Below are 12,247 nucleotides of genomic sequence, written 5' to 3'. Positions count from 1 at the left end.
GCTACGCCCCGCACAACGGGCCCTTGAAGGCGCCTCTGGACAGCGGACCCCTGCGCATCGAAGGCCGCTGGCCCGCTGCCCTGCAGGGCACGCTGTACCGCGTGGGTCCGGCACGGCGCGAATTGGGCGGCGTGTCCATGAACCACTGGTTCGACGGTGACGGCATGCTGCAGGCTTTTCGCTTCACAGACGGCCAGGTCTCGCATCGCGGTGCGCTGCTCGCCACACCCAAACTCAAGGCCGAAGAAGCAGCCGGGCGCCTGCTGTACTCCGGCTTTGCGCAGACCCTGCCCCATTCGCCGCCGCTCAGTGGCCCCGACAGCGTCAACCCGGCCAACATCAACCTGCTGTCGCTGCCGGCCAGTGGCGAGTTGTTCGCCTTGTGGGAGGCCGGATCGGCGCTGGCGGTGGACCCGCAAAGCCTGCAGGCCAAAAGCTTCAAGGTCTGGTCACCCGACACCCAGGGCGCACCGTTCTCGGCCCACCCGAGGGTGGCACCCGACGGCAGCGTGTGGAGCTTCGGCTACATGCCCGGCACCGGCCGCCTGCTGGTGTACGAGATCAGCCCCAAGGGCCAGTTACGCCGCCAGCACGTGCTGGCCGCGCCGCAGGCCGACATGGTGCACGACTTTGCCATCACCGAAAGACATCTCGTGTTTTTGCTGATGCCCCTGAAGTTTTCCGGCACGCCGGGTGCAGGCAACCCGCTGTCGCACTACCACTGGGAAGACAAGTCGCCCCTGGTCGTGCTGCTGGTGGACAAGGCCGACTTCAAGGTCCAGCGCTTTGAGTTGCCGGCCACCGGTGTGTTTCACTTGGCCAATGCCTGGGAACAAGGCGGCACCGTACAAGTACGCTTTGTGGCCCAGCCCGACATCCTGGGCGCCATGCGGCAGATGGACGTGAACCGCAGCCGCAGCGATGCAAAAGCGGGCGCGACGCAATGGACGCAGATCACGCTCAACCCGGCCACAGGCCAGGCGCAGATGCAGGCCCTGGGCCCGGACAAGGTGGAGTTCCCGCGCATCCACCCGGCGCGCAACGGTTTGCCGACGCAGTTCACCACCTTGCTGGCACGCAGCCGCGAGATGAACGCCCAGGTCGATGGCTTCGACAGCGTGCTGGCGCTACACGGCGAGCAGCAAAAACGCCACCGCTACGGCGACGGCTGGATTGCCGAAGAACACGTGTACGTGCCGTCCTCCCCCAGCGCAGCCGAAGGCAAGGGCTGGGTGCTGGGCACGGCCTACCACTGGCCCAGCGAACGTACCGCGCTGTCAGTGTTCGATGCCTCTGCCGTCGATGCCGGCCCGCTGGCGCGGGTCACCCTGCCCTATGGCTTGCCGCTGGGCCTGCACGGCCAGTTTGTGCCCGCGTGACTCTTCACCTGATACCGTTGATCAAGGAGATTGCCATGTCCCTGCCTTTGCGCTCCACCGCCGCCACCCTGTGCATTGCCCTGGCCGGCCTGGCCCATGCCGGCGTCGGTCTGACCGAACTTCCCGGCTTGCAGGGCGACGGCCCCGTCACCGTGTACTACCCATCCAGCGCGCAGGACAAGCCGGTGCCGCGCGGGCGCTTCACACTCCAGCTCGCGGTGCAGGGTGCACCGGTGCGCGGCAACGGGCGGCTGGTCGTCATCTCGCATGGCTCGGGCGGCGCGCCCTGGGTGCACGCCGACCTAGCCCGCACGCTGGTTGAGGCCGGTTTTGTGGTGGCCATGCCCGAGCACCTGCGCGACAACTACAAAGACCCCTCCGTCCCCGGCCCCGAGAGCTGGAAGCTGCGGCCCGCCGAAGTGTCGCGTGCCATCGACGCGGTGGCGCAGGACGCACGTTTTGCCGCGCTGCTGTTGCTGGACAAGGTGGGCATGTATGGCATGTCGGCTGGCGGCCACACGGCGCTCAGCCTGGCCGGCGGACGCTGGTCGCCCTCGCGCTTCAAGCAACACTGCGAGGCGAACATCGCCGACGACTTTTCAACCTGCGTGGGCCTGATCACCCAGTTGCGCGGAAACTTCCTGGACGGCCTGAAAAAATCCGTCGCCCTGGGCGTGATCCGCCAGCGTTTTGACGACCCCGCCTGGTACACCCACACGGACCCGCGCATCAAGGCCATCGTGGCCGGCGTTCCGGCGGCAGCCGACTTCGATGCGCAGTCACTGGCCGCGCCGCCCGTCCCACTGGGCATCATCACCGCCGGCCAGGACCGGTGGCTGGTCCCACGCTTTCACAGCAGCGCCATCCTCGCGGCCTGCACCGCGTGTGAACGTATCGCCGACATGCCGACTGCAGGCCACGGTGCGCTACTGTCGCCACCGCCGCCCGTCGAGGTGCTGAGCGGCATCGCCGCAGAGCTGCTGGGCGACCCGCCCGGCTTCGACCGCGCGATACTGCCCGAGGTGGACCGCAAAATCACCGCCTTTTTCAGAAAGTACCTGCTGCCATGAACCATAAAACCGTTGCTGTCACCACCTTCGCCGCCGTCGCGCTGGTCGTCACCGCGCTGGCCGCCGCCATCACCTTCGGCGGGCCAGCGCCGATTGCGCCCCTGGCCAGCATCAACGCGCCGTTTGCGAAAGCCGATTTTTCGGGCGTGCCCGCACCGCGCAGCTTTACCGCGCGCGACGGTACCGCCATGGCCTGGCTGCATTACCCGGCCGCCGGCAATGCGCAGAACGCACGCCGTGTGGTGCTTGTCCACGGTTCCTCGGCACGGGCGCGCAGCATGCATGTGCTGGCGCGCGCCCTGGCGGGTGCCGGCTTTGAAGTGGCCGCGCTCGATATGCGCGGCCATGGCGACTCGGGTCCGCGCGGCCAGGCCGCTTACGTGGGCCAACTGGAAGACGACGTGGAAGACTTTGCGCGCGCCGTACCGCATGCCGGCCCCAGCACCCTGCTGGGTTTTTCATCCGGTGGCGGCTTTGTGCTGCGTTTTGCCGGCGGCACCCGGCAGGACCTGTTTGACCGCTATGTACTGCTCTCGCCTTACCTGCGTTATGACGCGCCCACCGCCCGTCCTGACAACGGCGGCTGGGTGTCTATCGGCCTGCCGCGCCTGGTTGGCCTGCACCTGCTCAACAAGGCAGGCGTGGGCGTGTGGAATAACCTGCCCGTTCTCAATTTCGGTCTGAATGACACGGCCCGCCCCATGCTCACGCCTTCGTATTCCTTCACCCTCGCCACCAGCTTCGGCCCGCACAATGACTACGCGGGCGACATCCGCGGCGCCCGCGGTGCCATGCACATCGTCGCCGGCCGCGATGACGAACTTTTCCGCGCCGACCGTTTTGCGGACGTATTCACCGCCGCCGGCAAAACCGTGCCGGTGACGCTGGTTCCCGGCGTCAACCACATGGGCCTCACCCTGGATAGCGCCGCTTTTGACGCCGTGATCCAGGCCTGCCGGACCTGAGCGGCTTCCCTGTAACGCGTGGCACCCCTGAACCGTGAAAACGTCAATAGAATGTTTCACCACCTTCGCCTATGAACACCCCACTGAATTCCGAACAGATAGAACGCCTGGCGCACAGGCGCGCGAGTGCCAAGCTGGGCTGGTACTTCCATGCCGTCCTGTATGTGCTGGTTAACCTGGTCATGTTCGCTACCTCCAAGTACGGCTTCGGAACCCGGCCCTGGTCGCTGTTCCCGCTGCTGGGCTGGGGCCTGGGCGTGGCGTTGCACGGCATCTCGGTCTTTGTGCTGGGTGGGAGCGGAAGCCTGCGTGAGCGCATGGTACAAAAGGAACGCGAACGCCTGCAGCGCGAACGCGGCGGCGGCATGCCCCGATGAGGAGGATCGACTGGATCGCCAAGCTGCGGCACATGCTGCAGGTTATGGCATTTGCCCTGGCCATCGCCACCATCCAGTACGCCTTCATGCCGGAACGGCCCTACGGCCCACCGCTGGTGTACTCGCTGTTCATCGCCACCATCACCTGGGCCGTGATTGATCTGGGCCGCGAGTTCTTCCCCTCGAGCGCCGAAACCGGCTGGCCGCATGGCTGGGCCGGCTTTGCCCTGGTGCTGGGGGGCATAGCGCTGGGCTACCTGATCGGTACATGGCTGGCCGACAAGCTGTGCCTTTATTACGGCTGGTACCCTGCCGGCGCACGCCCCGCCGCCAGCGACCCCGGCCAGCAGCGCACGTCGATTCTGATCACCGTGCTGGCGGGCGTCTCGGGCAGCTATTACTTCTACACCATCAACAAAAGCGCCTACCTCATCCGCAAGATGAACGAGGCGCACCAGCACGCCAACGAAGCACGGCTGAAGCTGCTCGAAACCCAGCTTGAGCCGCACATGCTGTTCAACACGTTGGCGAACCTGCGGGCGCTGATTGCCACCGACCCGCAGCGCGCACAGGTCATGCTGGACCACATGATTGCCTACCTGCGCGCCACGCTGGGCGCCTCGCTGAGCGCCACCCACACGCTGGAGGCCGAGTTCGACCGCCTGCGCGACTACCTGGAGCTCATGGCCATCCGCATGGGGCCGCGCCTGTCCTACACGCTGGAACTGCCACCCGAGCTGGCCCAGCATCCCGTGCCCACGCTGCTGCTGCAGCCGCTGGTTGAAAACAGCATCAAGCATGGGCTGGAGCCCAAGATCGAAGGCGGGCAGATCACCGTCAGCGCCCGGCGCGACGGCTCGGCCCTGGTGCTGGAGGTGCTGGATACCGGCGTCGGCCTGTCCGGCACGGAAGAAAAAGACCGTTCCGGTTTCGGTGTGGCCCAGGTGCGCGAGCGGCTTGCCAGCACCTACGGCACGTCAACCGCTATTGAATTGGTAGCTGTTGACGCAGGCGGTACAAGGGCTACCGCCCGGTTTCCCTATCAATCATGAGCAACCACCCGGCCACCGCACTGATCGCCGAAGACGAGCCCCTGCTGGCCCAGGCGCTGCAGGCCGAACTGGCGCGTGCCTGGCCCGCGCTGCGTGTGCTGGCCAGTGTGGGCGACGGCGTTTCAGCCGTGGCCCAGGCACTGCAGCTGCTGCCGGACGTGCTTTTCTTCGACATTCGCATGCCCGGCCAAAGCGGCCTGGACGCTGCCGCCGAGCTGGCCGACGAATGGCCGCACGACAAGCCTTTCCCGGCCCTGGTGTTTGTGACCGCCTACGACCAGTACGCCGTGCAGGCCTTTGAAGCGCAGGCCGTGGATTACCTGCTCAAGCCCCTGCAAGCCGCACGCCTTGAAAAGACGGTGTCAAAAGTGCAGCTGGCCCTTTCCGCACGGGCGTCAGCAGCTATCAATTCAGCAGCAGAACAAAACGGCGCGCTGGATCAGACCCTGGACCAGCTGCGCCACCTGCTGGCCGCAACCCGCGCGACCGAGAGCAGCCTCCTGAAAGTGCTGCAGATCAGCGTGGGCACCAGCATTCGCATGGTGCCGGTGGGGGAGGTGGTTTATTTCGAGGCCGCCGACAAATACGTGCGGGTGCTCACCGCCGGCCACGAGTACCTGATACGCACACCCCTGAAGGAATTGCTGCCCCAACTGGACGCGCAAAACTTCTGGCAGATTCACCGCGGCACCGTGGTGCAGGCCGGCGCGATTGAAACCGTCAGCCGGGACGAATCCGGCAAACTGACGCTGAGCTTGCGCGGCCGTCCGGAAAAGCTGGCGGTCAGCCGCCTTTACAGTTCGCTGTTCCGGGCGCTGTAAGCCTCGGGCGTCGCCAGCTGCGCCGCCTTACCTCGGCATCAACTGGTAATAGTCAAAACCTGCGCTGCGCCCGCCCAGGCAGCCGGCCAGCTTGTCCTCGATGGTGCGCCACATGGCCAGCCGGTTGCGCCACTTCGAGATGCTGTGGCCCTCGTCGGCAAAAAGCAGGTAGTCCACCGGCCGGCCCAGCTTCTGCAGCCCGGCCACCACATCGTCCGAGTCCTGGCGCAGCACGCGGATATCGTTGCCGCCATGCACCACCAGCAGCGGTGCAGTGATCTTGTCCAGGTGGGCGATCGGCGAGTTCGCCAGCATCTGCGCGCGGTCTTCGGGCTTGTTCACGTCGCCATAAAAACGGGCAAAGAGGTGCCGGCTACGCCAGAACGCAGGCCAGCTGTCCGCCACCCGCAGCCAGTTCGCCACGCCCACCACGTCAACGCCGCAGGCGTAGTCGTGCGGTTTCTGGATCAGCTGCGCCAGCACCGAAAACCCGCCGAAACTGCCGCCCATCACCGCCAGGCGCTTCGGGTCGGCCACCTTCTGGTCAATGGCCCACTGCACACCTTCGGCAATGTCTTTTTGCAGGCGGCCAAAATATTCACGCTCGCCCGCCCACATGTGTTCACGCCCGTAGCCGGAAGAGCCCCGGTAGTTCAACGTCATCACCACGTAGCCGCGGTTGGCCAGCAATTGCGGTATGTCAAACACTGCCGGGCTCCAGCTCTCGCGCACCCAGGGGCCGCCGTGGATGGACACCACCATGGGCACCGGCCCCTTCACACCGCGCGGCCGGACCAGGTAGCCGTGTATGGTGCGGCCGTCCGATGCCCTGAAAGAAAACGGCTCCTCCTTCGCCAGCACCGACGCCGCCTCGCGCTCCAGCGGGTTCAACCGGCGAACCTGGCCGGTGCGCCGGTCTAGCAGCAACTCGGCTGAATCAAAATGCCCCACGCTGCGCAGCACCACACGCTGCTGGTCTTCGGAAAAGCCCTGGGGCCGCGTGATCACCGGCTGGTCCGGCAACAAGCCGGCGGCCAACGCCTTCTTGACGGCTGCCTGCACGTCGCGATCCATCGCCGCGTCCAGGTAGCTGATGCGCGGCATGTCGGGCTCGAACACATAGGCCAGCGGGCCGCCTTGAGGGGCAAAAAGCACCATGCCCAAATCCACCTGGTCGTGCGCGGCCAACACGCGCTCCTGCCCACTGGCCAGGTCCACTTCGATCAACGCAGTCTTGTCGCGTCCGATGTTGGACGTCACCCAGGCCTTGCCCGCCGCGGTGTCCACCCGGTTCATCCAGTAGTGGTCAAAACCGCCGACGGTCTTGAGCGTACGCCAGCTGCCATCGGGCTGCAGCAGATCAACCGCCACATCCGAGCCGTCGGAGGGGCCCAGTTTCCGTGCGCGGCCCACCAGCTCCCGGTTGAGGCCCAGAATCCAGCTAGTCACCGTGCCGTCACTGCGCGCCACCTCTTTAAAAGTGCGGGCCTGCGCATCGCCCTCGTACAGGTCCAGTGTCGATTTGTCGCGCCGGTTGCTTGCAAAGAAGAACTTCGCGCCGCTGAAACCAGAGCGCCCCAGGTACACCGACCGCACCCCGCGCCAGGGGGTGACTTCCCAGGGCGCCAGCACCGTGGACTGCGTGTCCTGCACGAACAGCCGGATGTTTTCATCACCCGTCGGGTCCTTGCTGTACAGCACGTGCCGGCTGTCTGCCAGCCAGGTGTGGATCCCGCTGCCGCGCCCCTGGTTGCCCACGGCGTACGTGGTGACGGGGCCGCCTTCGGCGACAGGACGTACCGCCAGGCCGGCATCGGTACCCACCGTTTGCTGCCACAGCAGTCGCTGCCCGTCAGGCGACAGCACAAAGCCCGCCGCGAAATCAATGTTGGCAACAAAGCGGCGAACCGGCACCAACGGCGCAAGCTCTCCGCTGCCTTGCGCAGCGGCCAGATTCGATTGCGTGGGCGCCGTGGTGCAGGCCCCCAAGGTGAGCAGGACCAGCGCGGTGCCGATGACGGCAGGGATACGACTGAAAGACATGGGAGCCCTCCTCCTTGTTTTGCCCATTGTTGATCTTGGGGCGTCTGGGTCCCGGCCATCATAGCCGCGGCAACCTTGGCCCAGCCAAAGGCGCAGGTATCATCACGCAGCCATGACACAGCCTTCTCGCGCGCCCGCCGCCTCCTCGGACGAGTCCTTCCCGCCGCAACTGATTCTCGACTTCTGGTTCAGCGAGGGCATGAGCAAACGCTGGTTTTCCGGCGGCCCCGAACTCGATGAAGAAATCCGCAGCAAGTTCGGCAAGCTGGTCGGTCTTGCCCAGGCCGGCGGCCTGGCCGACTGGGAGGCCCAGCCGCAAAGCAGGCTGGCGCTGGTCATCGTGCTCGACCAGTTTTCGCGCAACATCTTTCGCGGCAAGGCCAAAGCCTTTGGCGGAGACGCCCGTGCCCAGCAGCTGGTGACCGATGCACTGGCGCGCGGGTTCGATGAACAGCTGCCGTGGATGGGCCGCGTCTTCCTGTACATGCCGCTCATGCATGCCGAAAACCTGGCGCTGCAGGAAGAATCTGTCCGGCGCTTCACCGCGCTGGCAGAAGCGGTACCCGAGGCTTTGCGCGCCAGCGCGCGCAGTTCGCTGGACTTCGCCATCCAGCACCGCGACATCATTGCCCGCCTGGGCCGGTTTCCGTACCGCAATGCAGCGCTGAGCCGAACCAACACCGCCCTCGAATTCGATTTCCTGAAAATCGGCCCGCGCTTCGGGCAGTGACAGGCCGGCCCCGGCCTGCGCACCCTTGAAAAACTGCCACGGCCAAACGTGCACGGCCTGATTTTTCATGCAGTGCTGCACCGCGTGAATCCAACCGCTTCCTGTGTCCGTACTCCCTGCAGACGCTGTTGCTTGCCGCATCAGCGTTGAAGCAACCTGCCCGCAACCCGTGCCTGGCAACTGCCAGCGCAACTCACCAGGAGTACTCCGCATGATGATCCGTACCGCTCTCGCCACCGCTGCCATCTCGCTTGTTGCCGCCTGCGGTTCCATGGCCCCGACGATGCCGGCTTACTCGCAGGCCGGCCTGCCCGCTACCGTGCAGGTTCCGGCCGGCCACAAGGTCGCCATGGAAACTGTCGGTGTGGGCGAGATCACTTATGAATGCCGCGCCAAGGCAAACGACGCCGGCCAGTTCGAATGGGTGTTTGTCGGCCCCAACGCCAAACTGCTGGACCGCGGCGGCAGGCAGGTCGGCAGGTATTACGGCCCGCCCGCCACCTGGGAGGCGATGGACGGCTCGAAACTGACCGCCGTGCAGCTCGCCGTCGCGCCCGCCATGGCGGGCAACATCCCGCTTCAGCTGGTCAAGGCCAACGCCGCCATGGGCACGGGCGCCATGCAGGGTGTCACCCACATCCAGCGCGTCAACACCCAGGGCGGGGCTGCCCCTGCGGCACCCTGCAGCGCTGGCAACATGGCGGCCAAACAGGTCGTCAGGTACCAGGCCGACTACATCTTCTACAAGGCCATGTAAGCACCCGCTTCTTTTCGCAAAGCCTGTCGGCAATAGACGGCTGATTTCCCGCGTGAGGCCGGCGGGCAGGCCTCGCGGAGCAGGCAGCGCCCCCCTGGTCCGCCGGTGCCTGGAAGACGTGAACAGAAATACGTTTTTTGCTCGCATGGCGCAGGCGCGGCGTCCTACAGACGGTTACACCTCGGGCGGATCAACTCGGAACCAGCAACACCAACCGAGGGAACTCCAGATGAAAAACACCCGCACCCCACTGCGCGCCGCCGGCAAAAGCCTGCTTTGCACCACCCTGATGGCAACCGGCACGGCGCTCATCATGGCCGCCTGTTCCAGCACCCCGCCCCTGCCCAGGGAATACAGCCAGGACACCTTGCCCCAAGCCGTGATGGTGCCCACCGGCCACGTGGTGGCGCTCGAAACCCGCGCCAGTGGCGTACTCAATTACGAATGCCGCCCCACCCCCAGCGGCCCCTATGGCTGGGTGCTAATGAGCCCCAAAGCCAACCTGCTCGACCGTACCGGCAAGGACGTGGTGGCCTATTCCGGCCCACCCGCGCGCTGGACACACATCGACGGTTCCAGCGTTGTGGGCAACCAGGTGAGCGTGGCCTCCAATGGCGAATACAACCTGCCGCTGCAGCTGTCCCGCGCCGAGCCGTCCACGGGCACCGGCGCACTGCAGAACATCAGCTTCATCCAGCGCATCAAGACCAAGGGCGGTGTTGAAAAAACCATGCCGTGCAGCGATCTCACCGCTGGCAAAAAGGTCACCCTGCCCTACCAGGCTGACTACATTTTCTGGCGTCCGATGTAAAGCCCGGCAAGGCCCGCCGTCATGAACCGCCTTTGCCAACGCCACGCCGTACACCGGCATCCGCAAGCGGCGGCTTCCTACAAGCGCAGCCCCGCCTCTGCGGTTTACTGGACAACCAGCCCAGCCGAAAGGAGTGATCTGCCATGAAAAAAATGCGCCACACATTTCGCGTGATCAGCTTGGGCATTGGCTTGGCCCTGCTCGTGGTCACCGGCACGGCGGCCATGATCGGCGCCCTTTCAGGCCCTGCTTTCCACCCCGGCCTGTACCCGCCCGTCGTCATCGGCCCCGCCGCCGGCACCCATCCCCCGCACTCGGGTGACGACAGCGTGCTCTACGAGCGCGTGGCCCGTAGCGACGGCACCCATCTGTGGGTGCTGACGGAACAGCTTCCTTCCAGCGGAGTCCAGCCAGGCGAGCGCGAAGCGCTGGCCGACGCTGCAGTGCCCGTCGCAGGCTTGCAACAAGTCAGTTATGTGCTGCAGGCCAAACCGGCCGGCTTCAACAAGGTCCAGAAAAACTGCACCAGCGCGGCCCACAACAACGGCAAACCAAAAGCACTCAGCAGTAGTTATGACATTTCGTGCATTTCGCTGAGCTAAGTGACACTTTGGTTTTCGGCGTGCCCAACACGGGACGCCGCGAAAGCTGCCGGCGCGGGCATTCATGGCGCAAATTCCACTCTGCAGATTGTTTTTGTATCTGCGGTGTTGTGCATCCCGTGCCGCCTGAAGCACGGAAAAATGTCACAAGACGCAGCACGCACGTTACGATGCGCTGGCAGCACTGTACCGACCGCCCTGCACAACTGGCAGCAAGTCCGTGATGCGCTTATCCCCTGGAGCCGCCTTGAAAACAAAAAAACCGTGTTCCTTCTTTTCGGCCCGGCTGCTATGCAGCCTTTTTGTGGCCGGCGGCAGTGCCGCGTTGCTGGGCGCGTGCAGTTCCCGGCCGCTCCAGCCCTACAACACGCAGCAGGACCTGCCCGCGGCCGTTCGTGTGCCGGCGGGCCACCAGGCCGTGCTGGAAGCCAGCAGCAACGGCCGGCTGATGTATGAATGCCAGGCCGTCAGACGCGCGCCCTACGAATACGAGTGGCTGCTGCGCAACGCCGGGCTGGAACTGACCGACACCTACGGAAAACGTATCACCCACAAGCCCGGCGCACGCGCCAGCTGGACACACCAGGACGGCTCCAGCGTCATTGCGCGCGAATTTATTGAAGTGCCCAATGGCAGCCACAACCTGCCGCTGCAGCGTTACCGCGCCGAACGCTCGGAGACCCCGGGCGCGCTGCAAAACATCACCTATGTGCAGCGCCTGCGAACCGTGGGCGGCTGGATAGCCAGCCCCACCTGCAGTGCCCCGCAGCTGGGCATGCGCATGACCGTGCCCTACGAGGCCGACTATATTTTCTGGCGCGCCACGGGCTCATAAAACGCCGCAGCCCAGACAAAAAAAGCCCGCAGGCCTAAGCCTGCGGGCTTTTTTGATGGAGCGGGCCACCTTGCAGCGGCCTGCGCACTTCCCGGTTAACGGTCGTAGCCGCCATGGCCGTGGCCATGGTGCCTGTGGCCGTGCCACCTGGGTCCGCCGCGGTAATACACCGGCGGCGCAATGTAAACGGGTGGGCGCTGGTAATACACCGGTTGCGGCTGGTAGTACACCGGTCGCGGCTGCACATACACAGGCTGCGGCGGGTAATACACCGGCTGGGGCTGCACATACACCGGTTGCGAATACACAGGCTGTGAATACACCGGGTAGGCATTGCTCACGCCGATTTGTGCGCCCGGCAACACCACACCCACGGAAAACTGCACATCGCTGCGCGCGTGGGCGGCACCGCCAAATCCCAGGGCCGCCAGGGCCAGAGCCGCCGTGGCCCCTGCCATCAGAATGGTCCGCCTGGGTAAAGCGGACTGAACGGTTGACTTAAGCATTGCTTTCTCCTTGACCGGGCAGAAAGTGCCCATGTAGGTATTAAACGCCCCAGCATACTAACGGCCTACCGCATGCATGGTGAAGAGCGTACCCAAACGTAACCCCCTGCACCGCCCCCGGAAGCGGCGAGCCCCTAGAATCGGCTCATGACCTCCCCTGCAGACAAAGAAACCCCAAAAACCAGCAATTTCCTGCGCCAGATCATCGAACACGACCTGGCCGCCGGCACCTACGCCGGCCGCAAATGGGGCGGCAGCCCCGGCGACGCCGCCCACCACGCCGCCGGCCAGCCCGACCC

Annotated in this window: 13 protein-coding genes; 11 read left to right on the top strand and 2 right to left on the bottom strand. The window is 65.3% G+C overall.

All coding sequences use genetic code 11. From position 1 onward, the window contains the following. From WA904_RS20880 to WA904_RS20855, 6 genes are all read left to right on the top strand, one after another. The coding region (locus tag WA904_RS20880; RefSeq protein WP_425199050.1) for a carotenoid oxygenase family protein at positions 1-1,379 on the top strand (1,379 nt) is incomplete at its 5' end. Between the two features lie 35 nt (positions 1,380-1,414). Then, positions 1,415-2,449 carry an alpha/beta hydrolase family protein gene (locus WA904_RS20875; protein ID WP_425199049.1) on the top strand — a complete coding sequence of 345 codons (1,035 nt, stop codon included), beginning with the start codon at positions 1,415-1,417 and terminating at the stop codon, positions 2,447-2,449. Then, entirely contained in the window at positions 2,446-3,414 is a 969-nt protein-coding gene (locus WA904_RS20870; protein WP_425199048.1) for an alpha/beta hydrolase, read from the top strand. Before WA904_RS20875 ends, WA904_RS20870 begins: the two co-directional genes overlap by 4 nt. 71 nt (positions 3,415-3,485) lie before the next feature. Then, positions 3,486-3,791 carry a 2TM domain-containing protein gene (locus WA904_RS20865; RefSeq protein ID WP_425199047.1) on the top strand — a complete coding sequence of 102 codons (306 nt, stop codon included), beginning with the start codon at positions 3,486-3,488 and terminating at the stop codon, positions 3,789-3,791. Between the two features lie 32 nt (positions 3,792-3,823). Beyond that, entirely contained in the window at positions 3,824-4,843 is a 1,020-nt protein-coding gene (locus tag WA904_RS20860) for a sensor histidine kinase (RefSeq protein WP_425199046.1), read from the top strand. After that, a complete protein-coding gene (locus WA904_RS20855; protein ID WP_425199045.1) occupies positions 4,840-5,664 on the top strand; it encodes a LytR/AlgR family response regulator transcription factor in 825 nt (274 codons plus the stop codon). The genes WA904_RS20860 and WA904_RS20855 overlap by 4 nt, the downstream gene beginning before the upstream one ends. Positions 5,665-5,691: 27 nt before the next feature. On the opposite strand, the gene WA904_RS20850 is transcribed toward WA904_RS20855, so the two are convergent. Continuing rightward, positions 5,692-7,707: a prolyl oligopeptidase family serine peptidase gene (locus tag WA904_RS20850; protein WP_425199044.1), complete on the bottom strand. Its 2,016-nt coding sequence runs from the start codon at positions 7,705-7,707 to the stop codon at positions 5,692-5,694. Between the two features lie 112 nt (positions 7,708-7,819). Between WA904_RS20850 and WA904_RS20845 the strand changes: the two genes are divergently transcribed. From WA904_RS20845 to WA904_RS20825, 5 genes are all read left to right on the top strand, one after another. Further along, complete coding sequence (locus WA904_RS20845) at positions 7,820-8,437, top strand: DUF924 family protein (RefSeq protein ID WP_425199043.1); 618 nt, start codon at positions 7,820-7,822, stop codon at positions 8,435-8,437. A 211-nt stretch (positions 8,438-8,648) separates the two neighbouring features. Further along, positions 8,649-9,194, top strand: a complete 546-nt coding sequence (locus WA904_RS20840) for a DUF3455 domain-containing protein (RefSeq protein ID WP_425199042.1) — start codon at positions 8,649-8,651, stop codon at positions 9,192-9,194. A 229-nt stretch (positions 9,195-9,423) separates the two neighbouring features. Next, entirely contained in the window at positions 9,424-10,005 is a 582-nt protein-coding gene (locus WA904_RS20835; protein ID WP_425199041.1) for a DUF3455 domain-containing protein, read from the top strand. 143 nt (positions 10,006-10,148) lie between these two features. After that, positions 10,149-10,607: a hypothetical protein gene (locus tag WA904_RS20830; RefSeq protein WP_425199040.1), complete on the top strand. Its 459-nt coding sequence runs from the start codon at positions 10,149-10,151 to the stop codon at positions 10,605-10,607. A gap of 247 nt (positions 10,608-10,854) precedes the next feature. Further along, positions 10,855-11,442, top strand: coding sequence for a DUF3455 domain-containing protein (locus tag WA904_RS20825; protein ID WP_425199039.1), 588 nt, complete (start codon positions 10,855-10,857; stop codon positions 11,440-11,442). 95 nt (positions 11,443-11,537) lie between these two features. Here WA904_RS20825 and WA904_RS20820 read toward each other — a convergent pair whose 3' ends face one another. Further along, positions 11,538-11,900 carry a hypothetical protein gene (locus WA904_RS20820; RefSeq protein ID WP_425199038.1) on the bottom strand — a complete coding sequence of 121 codons (363 nt, stop codon included), beginning with the start codon at positions 11,898-11,900 and terminating at the stop codon, positions 11,538-11,540. Between the last annotated feature and the right edge of the window lie 347 nt (positions 11,901-12,247).

It is taken from the genome of Polaromonas sp. (genome assembly GCF_049790275.1).
Taxonomy (GTDB): Bacteria; Pseudomonadota; Gammaproteobacteria; order Burkholderiales; family Burkholderiaceae_C; genus Polaromonas.
Note: the sequence above shows the minus strand (reverse complement) of the source record. Positions and strands in the feature narration are given on the sequence as shown.